We start from the raw sequence: 21,641 nt of genomic DNA, 5'->3' as shown, positions 1-21,641 counted from the left end.
CAAGACTGGAACAACGAAGCCATCCGTCTCAGACAACTCGGCAAAATCGAGCAGGCCAATGCCATTGAGAAAGTCGTTGAAAAAAACCTCAAAAAACACCCGGAAAAAGGAGAAAACAACGACGCGACACCCCAATCCCGTCAAAAAAATAACCCCTTTAAGGCTTTGGTCGAGGCGGTGGTGAAAGCGGCCGAGGAGGAGACACCGCTTAAGCACCCGGATAGCAACAAACTGAATGCCACTTTTTCCCAGGCGAAACAGATTTGGTTGGGCACACCGGTTAGACATTATCCCAATCTTCTTGTCTATGCACTCAATCACCATAAAGCGATTGAAAAGGCACTGGCCCCTGTTTCCTTTACGGCGATCTGTGTAAAATTTTTAACCGTTGAACGCCTATCATCCCCGTACCGTGAAAGCGATTCTGATGTGACGCGATCCTTCCTTCACTATTTATGCGAGAAACGAGAAAGAGTCCCCTTTCGCTGCCTCACACTTTTAGACATCCCGGAGGAGTTATGGACTAAAAAAATAACCCAGGGGCTTCACGTCAGTTCGCCTTTTTTCCATTTAATCGCTAACTGCCCTGATTTATTGCCGATCATTGCCGACAAAATTCCATTGGAAAAATGGTTTGAGGAATACCCAGGGGACCAAGGCTTTGTGACCCCCTGGGTTCAGCTTACCTATGTCTGGATGATTGCAAAATCGACTCGCGCTTACCAGCATGTCACATCCGCGTTAGAAAAAATCAGTCGAATGGCTCTGACCAAGCCTCCTTTTTCACCGGAACAATTATGCCGAAAAAATACCACCGCACTGCCTAATGTAGAGGTTCCCCTGACGTTATTGCAAGCCTTGGCGTTAAGCCAGCATGGATGCCACCTGCTACAACAATACTTAAATAAATACCCTGAGTTTTGGGCAAAAATTCCTCCTGCAGCCTGGTTTGAAGTCCATGAGCCGGCATTGGTCAGCTCTGCAATAGAATCCCTGATTTGTAATAGCCACGACTTTTTGGATCAATTCATCGACCGATACCCGGATTTACCTGACCTCATACCACCCTCAATCCTGAGTAGAAACAATAGCTGCCTGCTTGAATTTTGTGTTCAGGAAAATACTTTTTTTACATGGCTGTTGACTAAAAATCCCAATTTGCTTGAAAAAATCTCACCAGCGGCTTGGTTTAAACCGGGTTTTGCCAATAGCACGCCGCTTTTTTGGTTTTCCACCACCCCAAAGGGTCGACAACTTCTCCTGCTTATTCTTGAAAAAAATCCCCAACTCATTGATGACATTCCGGCCAATACCTGGATCATGCGGTTAACCAAAACACCTAAAAATGGCATTGGCGACAAATCCATTGTGTATTGGCTGCTTCAGGATAAAACCTGTTACAGGCTATTGGATTTATTGGCAGACAAACTGGTAGGCCGCCTTTCCATGGGCGAATGGTATGCGCATTTAGCGCCTGTTATCACACATATTACGGCCTACCTGTATGATCTCAGCTATCATGGCGGCCACGCGGCAGGCCTTGTCTTTTTTATGCAGCTGTTTGACACATGGGGCCAGGCTTTTCCCAGTGACGATCCTCTGTTTAAACAGGTGAATGAGTTGCTCATCCGCATGAAATCACGCACAAGAATACCAACCCCGGTTTTTGCCTCGCCGGCTTCACCGCTGCTTTTTACCCCTGCCAAGACTCCGTCGCTGACCGGTCAAGAAGAGCAAACCGCCTCAATGGAATTACAACACTAAATCACTGGCATAAAAGAGCGGCCCTCATTGGCCGCCCGCCTACCGCCTGTTGAGCGACTTAAACAAATGCGATTGAAAGATGCGTTTCGGGTCATAATCATGTTTTAACTGCCGCCAGTGTTCAAACTGGCCATTATAATGATGACGCCAGTAGTCTGATGAAATCTCCTCCCCCAAAAATCCTGACAGGTAACGCTTGCCCCCGGCTTTTAAAAATCGCTCATCCAATGCCTGCATGGCGGCTAAGCAACTGGGCAACAGCACGGCGGCGATACCTGGGTTTAAAATCATGACCGCACAGATGTCCTCGCTGTCTGGCAAGGCAAACAGGGTATCGCGCAGCGAAGAACCCAAGGGGATGACCTGTAAAATATTGGCATAATGCACAGGCAAGTTAGCCAATACCTCTTTTAATTGGGGAAAGAGGGCTTTTGCCGGCATAAAACATTCATACCAGGGGTGCTGCAGATCCCATTGGCCCGTTATTTTCATGGCGGCGAAGCGCGAGTCGTGGCGATGCAGGTAGGAGTCGATGGGCTCATCCTGCTGGTGCAGAATTTTCCACGGGTTTAACAGCTCATGGATGCGGCTGACGTCCGGCGGAACCTCATCATATTCAATCGTCACGTGCATGGCATAAAGCCACTCGGCGAAGGGGAAACGGCCTTGACCGGTTAATTTCGCGCCCTGAATGGCCGGGGTGCAAAAAGATTCCAGGCCGTCGGCCAGACGCCGCACTTTATAAAGATCCTCTCGCCACTGATTTTCATCATGGTAACTTAAGAAAAAAGTACGTACATTTTTTTTGCAGGGCCGCAATGCAATGCAGGCTTTGCTGATAACGCCGAACTGTCCCTGCCCCCCCAGGCAGGCTTTAAACAGTTCATCACCGGCTGATACCTCGTGTTTTTCACCATCAGCGGTAATGACCTCAAGGGCCTTGACATGTGAAATAACTGTGCCGTATTGAAAAGACGCAGCCCCCACGCCCCCAGCCGATAACACACCGCCGACGGAGAGATTACAGTTGTAGGGAATCACGTAGGGAATCTGTTTCTTTTTAAGGCTCACCGCCAGTAAATCGCTGAAGGTGGCGTTGCCTTCCACCCAGATGGCATTGTCCTTTTGATGGAGTACGCGGTTGAAATGCTCAAGATGCAGGGTGACGCCGCCTTCAACCGGCAGTGATTGGCCGCTTTGACTTAAGCCCCTGCCGCGAATGACGACCGGCAGAGCCTGGTGGTGGGCGTAACGAAGAATGGCCTGCAGAGCATCCAGGTCTTTAGGCTGGAAAACCGCATGGGGCGATGCCCGCAGGAGTTTGCCGAAATCTTCGCCAAAAGAAAAAAGCGAATGCTCATTGCTGAGCATCGCCTGTCCAAACTCCTTCTTACACTGCTTGATCTGAGACGAATTCCACTGCGTTTGCTGCATGTTGTTGATTCCTTTCTTTGGCCAGTTCCAAACGTTGTTGGCATGCAATTATCAATCCATCAAACATCTTGTTGAATGCGTCGTAGCATCGATCAATCATCTTTAAGGCTTCACGGCGGGTATGCACGGACACAGGGCGCTCAAAGAGCTTGCGTTCCATCTCTTCTTCAAAGAGAGCATGCGCCATTTCCACTTCCAGATGCGAGCTTGAGAAGTACTTCAGGTTTTTGTCTTCACCCGTCTTTTTGACTTGTTTCACGACCTTTTCGAAGAACACATGGCCTGAAGATTCCAGTGTTAGCAATAAGGCTATGTTTAATATTTCATCATCTGTTTTATAGATTTCAGACATGATGGAATACGCTGCGTCACGGGTTAATTGAGTCTCCTTACTGTAAAGCCAGGCTACGTCATCATGCGAGCAGCATTTGTCATGGCTGACCGCACTCATGTACTTTTTATCATGCAGAAACCATTTTTCATGTCCGGCATCTTCCAGTCGATGGTGGCGGGCTACTTTTTTAAGGTAGGGATCCGTTACTCTCTCTTCATTAAGACGTAAAATATCCTGGAATGTCATGGCCCAAAAAGTGAGTTCGGGAACAAAATAGCTGATTTCTTCAAGGCTTTTTAATTGTTCCAATACTTCAAAAAATGGGTGGTTCATAAACTCTTGTTGTTTAGAGTCAATATACAGTTGAATCGTTTTCATAGCGGCCTCCGAGGCACAAAATGGGTTGGACAATTTACCTTTTGCAGCCCGCGTGCCAACTTTTTGCACAAAAATAGTGGGACCCCGAACCAGTAATGCCCATTCCACCATGGTCTTTTTTTCTTTATTGCACGACCAACCCTCAGAAAGCGACAAAAAATTGTCCCTGAAAACCAGTTTTTGACAAAAAATTGACCAGAAAGCCCCTTCATTTTAAGGGATTTTTTTATGGCAAGGCTAAATTCGCCAATTTTTTGTCGTATTCGTCCATTAATACGTCTACTTGTTTCCAATTGATTTCTTCAACGCACCTCGCTTCATCACAAATGACGTTAAGTAATTCGCCCTGGATGTTACCCACCGCCATGGCCTCGGAGTACGGCGTGTTGGTGAACATGACCAGGACATGCTTGGACACATATCGATTGGGGTAGCGATGCATCAACTCCTGTTCCAGTTGTTTTTTTAAATTAAATTTTTCATCCCGTATATCAATCTGAATTTCGTGATAATTATCCATGGACATGCGGGCTACCGCCTCCGTATTGGCCTTACGGGCGTTATAGAAAGCAGGCATGACCTGTTGCCAGTCATCATCGTATTGATTAAGCAACGCGTTAAGGATACGGCAATCCTCAAAGGCACTGTTCATCCCCTGCCCAAAAAAGGGCACGATTCCATGCGCTGCGTCGCCAATGAGCAGGCACTCATCCCTGTAATACCAGGGCGATGTTTTAATTGTACTCATATGCCCAGTCGGATTTTGCAGAAACTCCCCCACCAAATCCGGCATGGCGTCAAAGGCATCAGGGAATGCCCGTTTAAAGAAATGGTTTATCTTGACCTCGCTATCGAGTTCGGCAAAGCTGTTAACTCCCTCATGCGGCATAAACAGGGACCCGGTAATGGAATGATCGGTATTGGGATTTCCCAAAAGCAGGAATGAATCCCGCGGCCATAAATGCAGGTGTTCACCCACGAGCTTTTCAGGATGGCCGCTGCTAATGGATAATTCTTTATAGCCGTGCGGTAAATAGGTTCGGCTGGACGTCACCAGCCCTTCACGGGTCAGGCTTTCCCGCACCAGGGAACCTGCGCCATCTGCCCCGATTAAGCGATGATAGGCAATTGTTGACCGCTGGCCTGTTTTATCTTCAAAATGAAGTAATTTTTGTCGCACATCAACGGTTAACAGCTTCATGTCAAAGTGGATGGTAATCGTAGGCATGCTGTCTGCTGTATCGAGCAACAGGGCATTTAAATCGCTGCGCTGCACGGCATTAATGTATTCATCAGCGTGGCGGCCAAAGGCCTGGTATTTAATTGGCCCATGTTCCTCATGAATAGCCCTGGCCCGCATGGGCACTAAAATGCGTTTAGCCTTGTCGCTTAAATCGACGCCAGCCAGGCCAGTCAAGCCGCGACAGGAGAGCGCAAGATTAATGGAGCGGCCACGATCGTGAGTCACGACGCGCAAATCAGGCCTCGACTCATAGATCACCACCTCATAGCCCCGCCTGGCCATATAAAGAGCCAATAAAGTACCAGCCAGGCCTGAACCAATAATGGTCAGATTTCTCATAAAACCGCCTCCATACAGGTTTACAGCATGAGTAATACCTTACTCCTATTAAGTACAACCTGTTTTAAACATTTTATTGCATCATTGCTCCTATGGAGGAAAGCATTTTCCTCAACCATCCTGACGGGTACCATGGATACCGCGGACAAGCCGCGGTACGTGGACTCAGCCTACTCAGGCCCAAGCCTCTGCATACCATGGTCCAAGCCTCTGTATACCATGACCATCCTGACGGGTACCATGGATACCGCGGACAAGCCGCGGTACGTGGACTCAGCCTACTCAGGCCAAGCCTCTGCATACCATGGTCCAAGCCTCTGTATACCATGACCAAACCTCTACGTACCGCGGCTTGTCCGCGGTACCCATGATCCGTTTTTCAAAACCAAAACATGTCTGAAAAGTAACCAGCAAAATTCGTGCCGGGACAAATCTTGGCGTACAAACGGCTTAAAGAGAGAGTATTACGATTTTTTAAAGTACTGAGCGATGTACTCTTTAATGGAAGAGGCTTTATGAGGCGGTTTGAAATAGTAACCCTGGGCGTAATCACAACCGTGTTCGACAATGAATTTCTTCTGCAATTCCGTTTCAACCCCCTCAGCCAAGACTTCAAGGTTTAAGCTGTGGCCAAGGTTGATGATGGCTCGTGCAATCGCTGCATCATTCTCCACATTGACCAGTTCGCTGATAAAAGAACGATCAATTTTTAATTTATCAACGGGGAACTGTTTCAGATAGGAAAGACTGGAATAACCGGTACCGAAATCATCAATGACCAGCTTGATGCCCATGTCTTTCAGCCGATACATCGTTTGGACCGCTCTTTCAATGTCATCGACCAGCAGGCTTTCGGTCAGCTCAAGTTCAAGGTTACGGGGTTTAAGCCCTGTTTTTTGCAAGACGTCGGTAATCACTTCCGGCAGGGAATTTTGACGGAACTGCCGCCCGGAAATATTCACTGCCACACTTAAATCTTCATAGCCTTCCTTGTGCCATTGAACAGCCTGTGTGCAAGCCTCTTCCAACACCCAACGGCCAATATCAATAATCATGCCGTTCTCTTCAGCCATACCGATAAAATCAATAGGCGACACACTTCCTAACAAATGACTTTCCCAACGGATTAATGCTTCAACACCAACGACTTTATCGATCCTTAAATCGATAAGCGGTTGATAGACCAAATAGAATTCATTACGCTTGAGTGCATCTCGCAAGGCATTATCCAACTGCATGTGGTTAATGACGCGGCGGTTCATTTCCGGTTCAAACACGCGGTAATTGTTGCGGCCGCTGTCTTTGGCATGATACATGGACAAATCCGCATTTTTCATTAACGACTCATAGTCCAGGCCATCTTTAGGATAGTAGCTGATGCCAATGCTGCCGGTGATTTTCAAACTGTGCTGATCGACCTGAAAGGGTTTTTCAATCATATGCAACAATTCCTGCGCCATTTGCTGTGCCTGCTTCTCACTGCTGATATCCTGCAGCAGAATGACAAATTCATCGCCGCCCAAACGGGCTACGGTATCAAAATCATTGGTGGCAATAAGCAGGCGATTGGAGACAGCCTGCAATAGTTTATCGCCGATGCTGTGCCCCAAGGTATCGTTAGTCATTTTGAAGCGGTCCAGATCCAAAAACAGAAAGGCAAGGATGGAGCCTTTCTTTTTGGCCTGTAAAATAGCCTGCTCCACCCGGTCCATGAGCAGTACGCGGTTAGGCAACTCGGTCAGAGAATCATGGGTAGCCTGCCTGACTAATTGCTTTTCCATCTCACGACGTTGAGTAATGTCGTTGATAATACAAACGAAATGCTTCACCTTACCAAATGAATCACTGACCGGTGCGACACTTAATTCGCACCAGAACAATTCGCCATTGCGGCGGTAACTTTCAAGCTCCACGGTTTCTTCCCGCAATTCACGAATGGCGAGCGCAATCCGTTTTTGATTCACATGATCGGTTTTTGTACCCAATAATTGCGCAAGATTTTGCCCAATGGTTTGGCTTTCGGTGTGGGCCGTGATACGTTCAAAGGCTTTGTTGACGTAAATAATCGGTTGATTAGCCTTGGTAATGTCAATAATGGCTACCCCGTGCGTGCTGGCTTCAATGGCGCGCTCACGGATACGTAATTGATCATCGGCCATGCGCTTTTGGGTCACGTCTCGAAAACTGTAGACCCGGCCGACAATTTCATTGCCGACGCGCTGCGGTTGGGTGTAGCGTTCAAAAATACGGCCATCTTTGAAATGCAAAACCGGCAACTCCCCCTGCCATTCGGGATTTTCATACAAATATTGCACATCGGCGATGACGGCGGCGGGGTTACTGAGCTGCTCAAGGATATACTCAAAGCCGATACTTTCGGTGCCAGATTCCAGCATATGGGAAGGAATACGCCACATTTCCACAAATTTTTGATTCCAGTCGACCACCTGGCCTTTACCGTTGACCATCATGATACCGTCGGCAGTGGATTCAAGCGTTGCGCGCAATAAGGACAGGGATTTTTCAAGTTCAACATTCTTTTCGAGCACATCGCTCGCTTCAATTTGAATATTATCGGATAAAGGAACATTGATGGAGCGCTGGAATTCAGGCTGCGTGTGGTACCATTTTTCCAAATAGGCAGACAACTGCGGAGTTAAGGACAAAATGCCCAACTCTTCGCAGACACTGGTCAAAGAAGGTTCTTCACCCCGTTGTTTTAATATTTCCGCTGCTGAGGCAACTTTTTCATAGTCTATTTCTTGCCTACTCATGGATCCCTCACTAAAATATCGCACATCCTCATTAGCGGCCAGCCATGACATAACTTTAATCTAAGTGATTAATTTAACTGCCATCGCGCGCTATTTAATAAGTATATAACGCCTTCCTGCATTTTGCAGAAAGAGCTCCCAAAAGAAGGATTTTACTCATGGACAAGTCGCATTTTGATACCCGGGCCATTCATGCCGGTCAACAACCTGATCCCGCAACCGGCGCTGTGATGACGCCGATTTATGCCACCTCCACCTACCGCCAGTCGGCACCCGGTGTGCATCAGGGGTATGAATATTCACGCACCCATAACCCTACCCGTGCAGCGTATGAAGGCTGTATCGCAAGCCTTGAATCCGGGCAACGCGGCTTTGCCTTTGCATCCGGCATGGCCGCCATCAATACCGTCATCGACTTATTAGACAGCGGCGATCATGTCATTGCCATGGATGATCTTTACGGCGGCACGTTCCGTATTTTTGACAAGGTAAAAACCAGAACGTCCGCTTTGTCTTTCAGTTTTGTCGATATGACGGATCCCGCTAAAATTGAAGCGGCCATCCGTCCGCAAACCCGGATGATCTGGGTGGAAACTCCTTCCAATCCCATGCTGAAACTGGCTGATTTACGGGCCATTGCCGCCATTGCCAAGCGTCACCGGCTGATTGCCGTGGTGGATAATACCTTTGCCACGCCGTGGATTCAAAGACCGCTGGAACTGGGTTTTGATCTCGTGGTGCATTCCGCTACCAAGTATTTGAACGGCCATTCCGATGTGGTGAGCGGCATTGTCGTGGTGGGGGATAATCCGGAAATTGCTGAAAAAATGGCTTTTCTGCATAACTCATGCGGCGGCATAGCCGGCCCCTTTGACAGCTTTCTGGTCTTGCGCAGCCTGAAAACCTTGTCCTTACGCATGCAACGGCACTGCGACAACGCCCTGGAATTGGCCGAGTGGCTGCAAAAACACCCCAGGGTCGAGCAGGTTATTTACCCAGGCCTCAGCAATCATCCTCAACATGCCCTGGCTAAACAGCAAATGCACCATTTTGGTGGTATGATTTCCATAGTCGTTAAAGGCGATATCGAGGCCGCGCCCCGCTTTTTATCGCGATGTGAACTCTTTACTCTGGCAGAGAGTTTAGGCGGCGTGGAAAGCTTAATTGAACATCCCGCCATCATGACACATGCCTCCATCCCGGCAGCGACGCGCCGTGAACTCGGCATTGTGGATGGTTTTGTCCGTCTTTCCGTCGGCATTGAGCACATTGAAGACTTGATTGCCGATTTAAGTCAGGCCCTTAACTAATCTGGAATTTTTATGAATCAAACCAAAACCTCAGGTGGGCAATTGTATGGCATTTTAGCCATCGCCCTGCTCACCCTGTCTACCCTGTTTTTCTTTATCCCCATGTTGTTTATGGGCTTATTAAAACTGATTCCCAGTATTCGCCTCAAAGTGTTTTGCACGAAAGTAATCGACGGCATTGCTTTTTGCTGGGCTGACGTCAACAAAGCCTACATTAACGCCACCCAAAAAGTTGATTGGCAGGTATCGGGGCTTGAAAACCTTAAGCGTAAACATTGGTATTTATTAGTAGCCAACCATCAAAGCTGGCTGGATATTGTGGTGCTGCAGTGTATTTTTAACCGAAAAATTCCCATGCTTAAATTTTTCATCAAGGATTCATTGAAATGGATTCCCCTGCTGGGCTTTTCCTGGTGGGCCATGGGTTGCCCGTTCATGAAGCGTTATTCCAAAGAATACCTGGCTAAAAAACCCCATAAAAAAGGCAAGGATCTGAAAGCCACGCGCAAAGCCATTGAAGTCTTCAAGCACACGCCGGCCACCATCATCAATTTCGTGGAGGGTACCCGCTTTACCCGACAGAAACAGGTGAAGCAGCAGTCCCCCTATGATCACCTGTTAAAGCCAAAAGCGGGTGGCATCAGCTTTGTCATCAGCACCATGGGTAAAAAATTTAACCACATGCTGGATGTCACCATTGTTTATCCGGATAAGCGTTATTCCCTGTGGGATTTCCTCTGCCATCGCATGGCGCCGGTTATTAAAGTCTGCATCCGGCCGGTTGAAATCCCCGCTGAATTCACCACCACCCAACTGGCACATGACGAAGGCATTCAAACGGCGTTCAGAGAGTGGTTAAATGAGCAATGGCGCAAGAAGGATGAATTAATCAGCAGCCTGCGGGAAGAAATACTGGCATAAGCCCCATAGATTCCCGCCTTCGCGGGAATGACACGTTTTTAGTCAATTGGCACTTATTTACGCCACCCCATCTCCTTTGCCGCTCCATCACTCCCCGTACGCCTGTCATCCCCCGCGCAGGCGGGGGATCCATTCCGAACGGCTTGCTCCGGATTTCGCCTTACGGCTATCGATAAAACCATTGATACCATTCAACAAAACGACGTACTCCTTCGCGAAAATCAATTTGTGGTTGGTAACCTAAATCATTCATCAGGGATTGCGTATCGGCATGGGTGGACAAAACATCACCATTTTGCATCGGTAAAAATTCTTTCAAGGCCTGCTTGCCTGTCGCGTCCTCAATCGCCTCAATATAATCCATCAGGTTAACCGGATTACCACAGCCAATATTGTAAATTTTAAACGGGGCATTGCTACTCGCAGGATCCGGATCATCGCTGTTCCAATGAGGATTTGCCGCTGCCGGTTTATCAAGGGCGGCTGAAATACCCGCAACAATATCATCAATATAGGTAAAATCCCGCTGCATTTTGCCATGATTAAAAATTTGAATGGCCTTGCCTTCGAGGATATTTTTGGTGAATGAAAAAAACGCCATGTCGGGTCGACCCCAGGGTCCATAAACCGTAAAAAAACGCAAACCCGTCGTTGGTAATTGAAACAAATGGGAATAAGAATGAGCCATTAATTCGTTGGCTTTCTTGCTGGCCGCGTACAGGGTTAAAGGATGATTGGTTGAATGGGCCTCATGATAAGGCAAGCAACTGTTTGCCCCATACACCGAACTGGTTGAAGCATAGACCAGATGCTCTATCGTATGATGGCGGCAGGCCTCGAGGACATTGGCAAAACCAACCAGATTGGATTGGACATACTGCCCCGGATTGGTCAGCGAATAGCGTACCCCGGCTTGAGCTGCGAGGTGAACGACACGTTGCGGCTTATGGTCATCAAATCGCTTATTTAATGTATAAGCATCGCCAATATCATCCGCATAGAAGCTAAAATTGTCAAAAGCCTGTAATTGCTCAAGCCTTGCCTGCTTAAGCCGTACATCATAGTAATCATTGAGATTATCGATGCCTACCACCACATCACCTTGCTCTAAACGATGTTTTGCCAGATGAAACCCGATAAATCCTGAGGCCCCCGTGATTAGCATGCGCATAGTTTGTCCTGAAACTTGAAATGGACAGCAGTATACTCCCCTTTTACATGTCACAAAATACAGGGGCCTTCTTAATAAAGCGATAATATTATCTTGTTAAGATAGCCTTCTTGTTATTTTTTAAACCATATCCATGCGTTTAACACGATTAAAATTTGTAGAATTATGCTCTGAAGCGATTGCCGCGACCCGAAAAAAAATAACCCCTGCCAATCAACTGAGTGGTTATTTAAAATTTCACAATGAAAACAAAAATTATTATGTTGAAGACATATTACGCCCAGGCAAACGGGAAATAGAACCGGAGAACCATGTTGAGATTCATGATCTCATTGAACACAGCAAGATAGGCTATTGTCATGAATTTGCTCAGCATCTGATGGTGGAGCTCGGGGCACGCATTCAAGAGGCCGGTGGCGTTGCTAAAATCAGCCTGGTTAAATCGATGAAATATGATCATGTCTACCTGGAAGTCAGGATTTACCTGGCCAAAGAGAGAACCCTGTCCATGTGGGAAATCGATGCATGGGATCCGCGTATTATTGATATCAGTAAACGCCCGAACGGTACGGTTAAAAACAAAGAAGCCCTCGCTTATGGCTATTTGGTCAAATTATACAACTCTTTTTTTTCCGATGAAGTGGATTATAAAAAGAAATTTGCTTTTGCAACTGTTCCACCCGCTCAAGAGGGCCCAGCGGAAGGAAGCTGTACGCCAAAACATGAGGTACTGGAAAAGCATACAGACATTTACCGTGATTATTCCCTGGAAAAAGCCATGATCGATGAAAAAATCCCGCCCCAGGGGAAACTGCAGTATCTGCAACAACCGTCCCTATGGCAGAAAGCACCGGTTGAACAATTAAAGCCCGTTTCATTGCCCCCCAAAAGGATGCGGTTAGCCTGATGAATACCCTAAACTGCCCTTGCCCGGGAGGCAAACGCCTGACGATCAGGATAAATGTATGCCTTTAACACGCTTGCACTTTGTCGAATTATGCGCTGAAGCCATCGCGTCAACCCGGAAAAAAGTCACGGTTGGCAATCAATTGAGCGGCTATGTAAAATTTCACAAAGAAATCAAAAATGGCTACTTTGAAGACACCATACGCCCCCTGATTGAAGAGCTTGGGGACTATATTCAGGTCCATGCTCTCATTGAGCATGCAGGGATTGGCTATTGCCGTGAAGTGGCCTGGCACCTTCTGGTTGAACTGGGGCAACGAATCCATACAGCCGGAGAAATAGCGACCATCACGGTCGTTAAATCGTCCCTCATTGATCATGGTTATTTGCAGGTGACGTTGCAGTTAAACCATGAGAAAACCGCGTCTGTGTGGGAAATAGACGCTTGGGATCCCCGTATCATTGATATCAGTCCCCGACCGGACGAATCGATTAAAAACCTTGAGTACCTGCAATATGGTTACCCGGCTTTGGTTTATGAGACCATCTCCTCTGACGCGCTGGACTATACTACCCAATTTTTATTTACCGAGACCCCTAAACCCGAAGAAGGTCAACCGGACGGTAGCTGCACACCAGTCAGAGACATGCTGACCAAACACACCGGTCTCTACAGTGATCATACCCTGGATAAAGCGCTCGCCCTCAAAAAAATCCCGCCCGCAGGCGTTTTGCATTACATGCAAAAAGTATCGATATGGCAGAAAGCACCGACTGAAGGAAAAAGCCAGACCGATGAGCCTGCCAGCAAAAAAAGACGGCTCAGCTCCACAAATAATTAACTGGCAAGCTAGGCCCGATTGGTCTTTCGGCTTATAGTAAATGGACTGTTCCCAAACCAAGGACTTGTGATGAAAATCAATTTACTTGATTATTTGGATAAAAAAAGCATTAAACTACAGGTGATCTGCGCCTTGGATGAAGCCCAACAAGAGGAGTTTTTAAAAGCCGTTTATAATGCTCATCTGCGCACCTTTTTTTATCATAATTTTGCTTTACGCAAAATCAGCCGCCAGCATCCAGTCAATCGGCATCACATTACCCTTTTTGATTATGAAACGCTCCTGGACGAAACGCCGGGGGGTTATTGTTTTCAATCGGCCCGTTTGCTGGCCTTCATCTTGAAAGAATTGGGGTTTGACGTCAGGTTTTGTGAAGCGCGCGTGCTCAATGGCACGTCCCCTGCCGATTCACGGGCTATACTACCCACCCATGTCGTCTTACGCGTCGTCATTGACGGGGCCATTTATTTTCTCGAACCCGGTCTTGGTGCCAAAGCCCCTCGCTTTCCTATTTTAGTCACCGGCCACGATGAAATCATTGAGCAAGGTTATGATCGGTATAAATTTTCTCAACAGCAAGGCTACTACCTGCTTGAGAAACAAGTGAAGGAGCAATGGACGACGTTGGTCATGACCGACTTAAAGCCTTTAACTGATGACAAACTTGCCTTTAATTTGCTGAGGCTGGAGCGACATGTCTTAAAATTACCCATTCGAGATGAAATCGTGGTCGCGGGACAAATTACGGAAAATGGCTGCAAAACCTTCTTTTTTGATACCCGAATTAAAAAATACGCTTTCGCGATCGAAGAAAAAGGGGCGTTTACCAAGACAGTGTATGAAACCACGGCAGCGGCGTATGAGCAATTAATGGCTGAATTTGCTATTGAAGGCCTGACGAAAGCAGACCTGGCACTGTACGCCAAACAATCGACGCTTCCTCGCCCTAAAAAGCCCTGGACCGTTGACTTTCCGCTGGATGACCATGAATTAAAAAGGATGGCAAACAACCTGCGACAATAGAAAGGCTGGGTACCCCAGCCTTTCTCGGGCCATTATCGAATAGTGATACCCAGTGGCCCAGCCAAGCCAGTCGCGCCTGAACCAACACAATTAATAAAGTTAATCCCATTGTCAATGTCGCATCGCGTCACCGAATTGCCATTGCTATTGACGATATAGGCCGCATCATTGCTGCTATTTAAAGCAATCTCACGTGCAAAATTAAAGTTTACCCCCCCCCGTATTCGCACAGGATGTAATTAACCGGGTGTTTTGATCGATTTGGCAGGCAAGCACGGTGTCATTGCCGCCATTGGCAACATAGGCAATGGTACCGGCCGCGTTAACCGCAATGCCCTGGGGGGTATTTAATAAAGGATCAACGTAATTACTGCATGCCTGCAGGGCTCCTGTAGCCGGGTTAATGCTGCACTGTGTGATTTCCGAAATGACCGTGATGTAGGCGAAATCGCCTGCCGGATGAATCGCCATGTTATAAGGTGTAAACAAGCCCGTAGCCCCGGAATCAACACAGTTGGCGAGCACCCCCGTGGTGGGGTTAATGTCACACTGGGTTACGTCGTTATTACTCTCATTGACGACGTAGGCGATGGTTCCTGCCGCATTGATGACAATACCCGTGGGAACAGTGAACGAAGCCCCCGTATTTGCACACAGGCTTAAGGCACCTGTATCCGGATTGACCTCACACAGGGATACAATACTGGTATTTTCATTAGTAACATAAGCCAGGTCGCCCGACGGATTTAATGCAATTCCTCCCGGAACAACCAGTCCGGCAGCGCCGCTATCGGCGCAGTTGTCTAAAGCTCCAGTGCTGGTATTCACACTGCATTGAATGACTAATGATGTATTGCCGTTGGTTATGTAGGCATGCGCATCAATCCCGATCGTCCCGTTGACCGCCGTGGTATTGCTACCCTGAATGGGAAAACTGGTGGGCACCACGGGATTGCCCTCTGGCGCAAATGTAATGGTACAACTTCCACCTGGAGGAACATTTATGCAGTTGTTGTTGGTGACGGTGACATTGCCGGCCAATGCGGTCGCAGAAAAATCCGGGACAATGTTTTGTGCGACCAGCGTCAGTGAATTATTGGTGATGGTCAGGATGCCCGTCGTCCCGTTGGTATTCAGGGCAAGGGTAGATGAACCACTAATGCTGATATTGGCCTGCGGTTGGGCATTGATGGCGATGCTGCCCATCACCGGCAAGGTATTGGTTCCCCGAATGGTGATAAGGGTAGCCGGAATGACTGTGTTATCGGGTGTAAAAACGAGATTACACGATTGCCCGGGTGCAAGACTCACGCATTGTGAGGCATCCTGAACGACATGACCGTCAAGCGCTGTACCGGTGAGGGCAGCGGCGACATTTAATGCAGTTCTCCCAGACTGGTTGGTGACGGTGATATTGCCTGAACCACCGCCTGCAACCAGAACCAGGGGTGAACCAGTCAGATTTAACTGAATCGATTGATTCATGACAGTCACCTTAAGACTGTTCGCCTCGCTTGGCTGAGAACACAAGAAAGGATCAATGCCGCTACCCTGGGTTTTACATACCACCGGCCCCTCATGAAGACCATTGGCCGGGACCTGCGCCCCATTGATGCGTAAGGTTAAAAGACAATGCCCTTTCGAAGCCAACGTAAAGGGAATACTGCACTCAGCGGCACTGTTTTTCACCTGGGTCACACCGCTTAAAGGCTTGATAGTCAATGTTCGGGTCACTGCAGTATTGTTGGTCACCTGGTACTGCACGTTGGCCGTGCCATTCGGCGCGACTACCACCTGAGTGGGAGTGGTGGGTAAAAGCGTCCATTTGGGTTGAGCAGAATGATTAACCTGACAATAGACCGAAAAAACACTGAAAAACAAAAAAGCAAAAAACCTGGTTTTTTTACTTTTATCCATGATCGTTCCGTGATTAATGATTAAAATCAAGCTATTATTGCTGAGAGGAAGGCTTTTGACCAGAAAAATTAGCAAACCCTGTTTAGGGATTACTATCGATTGACTATCTGAGTATACTATAGCTCGCTACTCACCAGACCGGATGAACACCATGAGCTTGCAAACCACCATCGAAACCTCTTTTGAAGCACGTCAAACCCTAACACCCGAGACCGCCCCACAGGACATTAAAACCGCTGTAGACGAGGTGCTTTCTGCACTCGATTGCGGCGAATTGCGCGTGGCAGAAAAAATCAATGGGCAATGGACGGTGCATCAATGGCTTAAAAAAGCGGTATTACTGTCTTTCCGCCTTTACCCCAACCAGGTGATTGATGCCGGTTTTTGCCAGTTCTATGATAAAGTACCGCTTAAATTTGCTGCCTACGGCCGCAGTGATTTTGCTGAGATGGGTGCGCGCATTGTGCCGCACGCCATGGTCAGAAAAGGCGCTTTTATCGGTAAAAATACCGTGTTGATGCCCTCTTATGTCAATATTGGCGCCTACATTGATGAAGGGGTGATGGTGGACACCTGGGCCACCGTTGGCTCCTGTGCCCAGATTGGCAAGAACGTTCATCTCTCAGGCGGCGCCGGCATCGGCGGCGTACTTGAACCTTTGCAGGCTAATCCCACCATCATTGAAGACAATTGCTTTATTGGCGCCCGCTCGGAAGTAGTTGAAGGCGTAATTATCGAGAGGGACTCCGTGTTATCCATGGGCGTTTATATCGGACAAAGCACCAAAATCTACAATCGCCTGACAAAAACCGTAAGCTATGGCCGCATTCCCGCAGGTTCCGTCGTCGTCCCCGGCAACATGCCCAGTGAAGACGGCAGCCACAGCCTCTACTGCGCCGTGATAGTCAAACAAATTGACGAAAAAACCCGCGCCAAAGTCAGTATCAATGAATTGCTGAGAGACATTAAATGACGGCAATAAAGGCCTTATTAGCAGAACTTCTACGCTTCCAATCCGTCACGCCCGACGATGCCGGTTGCCAGGCCTTTATGGTCAATTTTCTGCAAGAACTTGGTTTTGACTGCCAGCCACTGGATAATCCCCCAGTGGCCAATTTTTTTGCACGCCATGGCCAGGAAGGCCCCTTGTTGGTTTTCGCCGGCCATACCGACGTCGTCCCTATCGGTGACGCCAGCAAGTGGTTCAGTGATCCCTTTGAACTTAAAGAAGACAAAGGCTTACTTTATGGCCGAGGTACAGCGGATATGAAAGGCAGCTTAGCGGCCATGATGATTGCAGCCCAGCGCTTTCTCAATACCCATCCTGATTTTTCAGGCAGCCTGGGTTTCTTAATCACCAGTGGCGAAGAAGGTGATCTGTTTGATAAGGGAACACCCCATGTCATGGCTGCCCTAAAAGCTCAGGGTATACACATAAACTATTGTGTAGTAGGAGAACCCTCCAGCACCCATCAAGTGGGTGATGTCGTCAAAATAGGTCGCCGTGGTTCACTTTCTGCCAACATGATCATTCATGGTAAACAAGGACACGTTGCTTATCCTCATCTCGCGGAAAATCCTATTCATACCCTAAGCCCTGCTTTGACTGAGCTGACACAACGACATTGGGATTCAGGTAACTCGCATTTCCCCCCGACCTCCATGCAGATAACCCATCTTAAGGCCGGAGGTCATGCGGGAAATATTATTCCTGGCGAATTGATATTGCATTTGAATTTCCGCTTCTCTACCGAACTAACGGCCGAGACATTACAAGACGAAGTAGAGAGCTGCTTAAAAAAACATGGCTTGAAAGCCGATATCGAATGGCGATTAAACGGCCTTCCCTTTTTGACCAATCAAGGGAACCTGCTTGAAAGTACGCGCGAAGTGATTAAAACCATCACCGGACAAGAACCGGAGTTATCGACCAGTGGCGGCACGTCCGATGGACGTTTCATTGCGCCTTATGGTGTGGAGGTTATTGAGCTTGGCCCGGTCAACGCCACCATCCATCAGGTGAATGAATGTGTCTCAGAACGCGATCTTGAGACCTTAAGTCAGATTTATTACGCGCTCTGTGAGAAATTATTATACACATAGCCCGCTGATTCCCGGTTAGGCAGAATAAGCGGTCTCGGTGACAGGTGGTTCCTTTTCCTCTTCCGGCATCATCCTGTCATTAACGACTTTGGCCACACAGGAGTCTGACCAGACATTCAGGGACGTCTCCAACATATCAATCAAGCTGTAAAAAGGCAGGATAATTCCCATTAAGGTAATGGGCACATTCATGCTGGCCAAAAGGCTGGTGCTTAAGAAAAAGCACCCCATGGGCACACCGGCATTACCGATCGCTGCCACGGTAGCAATCAAGACCCATAAAGCCATCATGGGCAAGGAGATGACCATGCCGTTATTCTGCATCAGATAAATCACAGTCGCAAAGATAAACGCAGCGCAACCATTCATATTCAGGCTGGTGCATAATGGCAGGACAAAACGGCTGATGGCCGGCTTCACAGCAAGATTTTTTTCAGCCGTTTCCATGGTCACGGGTAAGGTGCCAACGGAGGACTTGGAAAAGAAAGCCAGGGACAAGGCCGGCAGCATGGCCCGCATGGCAGAAAACGGTTTAATGCCATGCGATTTAAGCCATAGCGGTAACACCACAAATCCCTGAATAAGATTGGCCAATACAACAATCAGCAGGTATTCACCAATGCCTTTGATGGATTTGCCCTGCTGCAATTGAATCACCGTCGCGGTAATAAACCCGTAAAGACCCAAAGGAATGACAGCAATGACCCATTTGGTAATGACCATGAATAAACCATGCGCACCCCGGAAAAACTGGGTGATGGTTTGTCTCGAATCCTGATCGGGAATATAGCGAATGGCCACGCCGGTGACTATCCCCAGTAATAAAACGCCCATCACCTGATGTTCGATGAAGGGGCTAAAAATGGTTGACGGGATGAGATTGGCAATGTGGCTTAAATACTGGTATTCATTGGCTTTAGGTGCGGCCAAACCCTGGATAGTACCGACCATACTGGGGTGAATCAGGATATACAACAGGCAACTGATGGCCGCAGCAATCAGCGTAGTGCCCAAGGTGTAGGTCATTGCCCGTTGCCAGACACGGCGCATGGGGCCATCAGCGCGGTAATTAGACAGGGTCACAATGATAGACAAGGCAATGATCGGCAGGCTGATGCATTTAAAAATATTGATAAACACATCGGCGATGAACAAGCCAAACTGCTGCAACGGTTTGATACCAGACCAGCCGGTCAGAAGACCGAGACCAATCATCACCGCATAAAGAAAAGGGGTACTCAACCAGATTTTTTTAGAAGAAGACAAGGAGGTGCACATAATTAAACTCTTGATTAAACAGGATTCGGGACAACAGGGAATACAAAGGATTAACAACAACAGGCAAACAACAGCAAGTTGAGATTAAAAAATTCCGTGTGAACCAAAACTGTTTTCATATCAGAGTGTTCTCATTTTAAACATTGAGCTCACCATTTTAACACAATCACCGTGGCTGTCAACCAAACGAGTCACTGCGTTTGGCAGGATAGTCTGTTGGCTTAACTATCTTCCGCCCGGAGGCTATCCCGTGAGCGACGATTCCCGAATGGCCTTGGCTGCAGTCGAACCACCTTGCCTCTGCTTCAGCTTTTTGATTCTCTCGCAGGCCTCCTGAATACGGCTCGCTGCAACCAGACCTTGATTAACCAGATGTTCGACTGTATCGATAACCTCAGTGGCAGACACATAGCCCAACTGATTGGCAAAAATCACCATGTCCGCACCGGCATTGATGGTTAAACGCAAGGAATCAGCCAGGGAATAGTGCTGGCTGATAGCATGCATCTGCAGGTCATCGCTGATGATAACCCCATCAAAACCGATTTTTTTACGAAGCAAGTCTGTCAAGATGGTAAATGACAAGGTAGCAGGTAAGCCCTCGGGATCAAGCTGGCGATTAATCACATGCGCCGTCATCACCATCACCGGCAGCGTATTGTGGCGCAGCAACTCAGCATAAGGCTGCAACTCATCCGCAATAAAGGTCTCGGTGACATCGACAAAGCCTTCATGGGTATCTCCCACAGCGCTGCCATGCCCTGGGAAGTGTTTGTAACAGCAGGTAATGCCGTTGTCAGCCAGAATGGTAACAAATTGTTTGGCGATGGCAGCAACCCGGGTGGCATCCCTGCCATAACTGCGCGCCAATTTCCCTATAATCCCTTGCCGTTCATTTAAATTTAAATCCAAGAGAGGTGCGAAATCGAGATTAAAGCCTAAGGCAGTCAAGGCATTCGCCATTTTTTTCGCCTCTTCCTGCTGCTGTACTGGCGACAAATCCGCATATTGTTTAGGCGACAGGCTTATCGGGCTACCGGTAAGATGCCTCAATCGATCCACCGCCCCGCCCTCGTAGTCGACTGCAATAAACAGAGGGAATTCACTGGCTGCTGGAGAGATTGCAGCACCGTCATGCAGTTGTTGAATCAATGCTCTGACTTGCGAGGTACTGCGGATATTCTTACCCGGGCATTGCGCCGCCAGATCATAATCAAATAACAAAACCCCGCCCAAGCCCTCGGCCAGCCAGTTTTTCACCGGATTTTGCTCGTTAATTTCAGTCCCGTCGAAACCCATGATAAGCATTTGTGCGATTTGCTGCCGTAAAGTCAACAAGGGTGCTCTCCCATTTTGCAGTCATGGCAGCATGATACACAAAGGCCTTGCAATCTGCCAAGGGAAAGTCACCCCCGTTATTGGGGCGAGACCGGTGGAATGGTACTGAAATCGCAAACGCATTTGCCCGTGGCATCCGGAGGATAGGGGGTTTCAGAAAAATCACTGCTGAAACAAACCGGTATATTCCAGGCTGTCGTCCCGGGCTCAATACTGCCAGGCATCGACCAGTAACGCTGTGCACGATAAACCTTGTGGGCGTCTTTTTCCCAGATTGGCGGGTTAAAGCTGGCCCGGTACATGAATTTCTGTGCCGGCTGGCAACTGAATGACTCCCTGGCCCAGGCTTGGCCTTTGGGAATATTGACCGTTGTGATTTCTTCATTGGTGATGCCATCAACCACCACCACCTTGACATTATAATTCGTCCAGCAATTATCTTTTGCCAAGGTGATAAAACAGGGGAAAGCGAAGGCATTCGCACAGAGCAACACACCGAATACTGTACTGATGCATTGAATAACCATAACCTGCTCGTTTAAACGCTCACTTATAAGTAAATATAG

17 protein-coding genes are annotated in these 21,641 nt (G+C 48.0%); 8 read left to right on the top strand and 9 right to left on the bottom strand.

All coding sequences use genetic code 11. The features are described 5' to 3' along the window. On the top strand, positions 1-1,764 hold a 1,764-nt coding region (locus Lery_RS15540; RefSeq protein ID WP_193392312.1), incomplete at its 5' end, for a hypothetical protein. 39 nt (positions 1,765-1,803) lie between these two features. On the opposite strand, the gene Lery_RS11780 is transcribed toward Lery_RS15540, so the two are convergent. From Lery_RS11780 to Lery_RS11765, 4 genes are all read right to left on the bottom strand, one after another. Further along, on the bottom strand, positions 1,804-3,198 hold the full coding sequence (locus Lery_RS11780) for an FAD-binding oxidoreductase (RefSeq protein WP_058527449.1): 1,395 nt from the start codon (positions 3,196-3,198) through the stop codon (positions 1,804-1,806). Next, positions 3,155-3,910, bottom strand: coding sequence for a hypothetical protein (locus tag Lery_RS11775; protein WP_058527960.1), 756 nt, complete (start codon positions 3,908-3,910; stop codon positions 3,155-3,157). Before Lery_RS11775 ends, Lery_RS11780 begins: the two co-directional genes overlap by 44 nt. Before the next feature lie 226 nt (positions 3,911-4,136). Then, positions 4,137-5,492 carry an FAD-dependent oxidoreductase gene (locus Lery_RS11770; RefSeq protein ID WP_058527448.1) on the bottom strand — a complete coding sequence of 452 codons (1,356 nt, stop codon included), beginning with the start codon at positions 5,490-5,492 and terminating at the stop codon, positions 4,137-4,139. A gap of 464 nt (positions 5,493-5,956) precedes the next feature. Further along, entirely contained in the window at positions 5,957-8,266 is a 2,310-nt protein-coding gene (locus Lery_RS11765; protein WP_058527447.1) for a bifunctional diguanylate cyclase/phosphodiesterase, read from the bottom strand. Between the two features lie 158 nt (positions 8,267-8,424). Here Lery_RS11765 and Lery_RS11760 point away from each other — a divergent pair, with 158 nt between their 5' ends. Beyond that, positions 8,425-9,576 carry a cystathionine gamma-synthase gene (locus Lery_RS11760; RefSeq protein ID WP_058527446.1) on the top strand — a complete coding sequence of 384 codons (1,152 nt, stop codon included), beginning with the start codon at positions 8,425-8,427 and terminating at the stop codon, positions 9,574-9,576. Between the two features lie 12 nt (positions 9,577-9,588). Then, positions 9,589-10,497 (top strand): acyltransferase, encoded by a 909-nt coding sequence (locus Lery_RS11755; protein ID WP_058527445.1) that lies wholly within the window; start codon positions 9,589-9,591, stop codon positions 10,495-10,497. A 166-nt stretch (positions 10,498-10,663) separates the two neighbouring features. On the opposite strand, the gene Lery_RS11750 is transcribed toward Lery_RS11755, so the two are convergent. Then, entirely contained in the window at positions 10,664-11,668 is a 1,005-nt protein-coding gene (locus Lery_RS11750) for an NAD-dependent epimerase (RefSeq protein WP_058527444.1), read from the bottom strand. A gap of 133 nt (positions 11,669-11,801) precedes the next feature. On the opposite strand from Lery_RS11750, the gene Lery_RS11745 reads away from it, so the two are divergent. The 3 genes from Lery_RS11745 to Lery_RS11735 all read left to right on the top strand — a co-directional run bounded on the left by Lery_RS11745 (position 11,802) and on the right by Lery_RS11735 (position 14,439). Further along, the gene (locus Lery_RS11745) at positions 11,802-12,575 is read left to right on the top strand and encodes a hypothetical protein (protein WP_058527443.1); all 774 of its coding nucleotides are present in this window, start codon (positions 11,802-11,804) and stop codon (positions 12,573-12,575) included. 58 nt (positions 12,576-12,633) lie between these two features. Continuing rightward, complete coding sequence (locus tag Lery_RS11740) at positions 12,634-13,416, top strand: hypothetical protein (RefSeq protein WP_058527442.1); 783 nt, start codon at positions 12,634-12,636, stop codon at positions 13,414-13,416. A 69-nt stretch (positions 13,417-13,485) separates the two neighbouring features. Next, positions 13,486-14,439: an arylamine N-acetyltransferase gene (locus Lery_RS11735; RefSeq protein WP_058527441.1), complete on the top strand. Its 954-nt coding sequence runs from the start codon at positions 13,486-13,488 to the stop codon at positions 14,437-14,439. Between the two features lie 201 nt (positions 14,440-14,640). On the opposite strand, the gene Lery_RS11730 is transcribed toward Lery_RS11735, so the two are convergent. After that, entirely contained in the window at positions 14,641-16,356 is a 1,716-nt protein-coding gene (locus Lery_RS11730; RefSeq protein WP_058527440.1) for a beta-propeller fold lactonase family protein, read from the bottom strand. 151 nt (positions 16,357-16,507) lie between these two features. Here Lery_RS11730 and dapD point away from each other — a divergent pair, with 151 nt between their 5' ends. Beyond that, on the top strand, positions 16,508-17,329 hold the full coding sequence (dapD, locus tag Lery_RS11725; protein ID WP_420324167.1) for a 2,3,4,5-tetrahydropyridine-2,6-dicarboxylate N-succinyltransferase: 822 nt from the start codon (positions 16,508-16,510) through the stop codon (positions 17,327-17,329). After that, complete coding sequence (dapE, locus tag Lery_RS11720) at positions 17,326-18,459, top strand: succinyl-diaminopimelate desuccinylase (protein ID WP_058527438.1); 1,134 nt, start codon at positions 17,326-17,328, stop codon at positions 18,457-18,459. Before dapD ends, dapE begins: the two co-directional genes overlap by 4 nt. A gap of 15 nt (positions 18,460-18,474) precedes the next feature. On the opposite strand, the gene Lery_RS11715 is transcribed toward dapE, so the two are convergent. The 3 genes from Lery_RS11715 to Lery_RS11705 all read right to left on the bottom strand — a co-directional run bounded on the left by Lery_RS11715 (position 18,475) and on the right by Lery_RS11705 (position 21,602). Further along, a complete protein-coding gene (locus tag Lery_RS11715; RefSeq protein ID WP_058527437.1) occupies positions 18,475-19,737 on the bottom strand; it encodes a dicarboxylate/amino acid:cation symporter in 1,263 nt (420 codons plus the stop codon). Between the two features lie 243 nt (positions 19,738-19,980). Then, the gene (locus Lery_RS11710; RefSeq protein WP_058527436.1) at positions 19,981-21,075 is read right to left on the bottom strand and encodes a glycoside hydrolase family 3 N-terminal domain-containing protein; all 1,095 of its coding nucleotides are present in this window, start codon (positions 21,073-21,075) and stop codon (positions 19,981-19,983) included. Between the two features lie 77 nt (positions 21,076-21,152). Then, the gene (locus Lery_RS11705; protein WP_058527435.1) at positions 21,153-21,602 is read right to left on the bottom strand and encodes a hypothetical protein; all 450 of its coding nucleotides are present in this window, start codon (positions 21,600-21,602) and stop codon (positions 21,153-21,155) included. Positions 21,603-21,641: the final 39 nt, after the last annotated feature.

The organism is Legionella erythra (assembly GCF_001467615.1).
Taxonomy (GTDB): Bacteria; Pseudomonadota; Gammaproteobacteria; order Legionellales; family Legionellaceae; genus Legionella_C; species Legionella_C erythra.
Note: the sequence above shows the minus strand (reverse complement) of the source record. Positions and strands in the feature narration are given on the sequence as shown.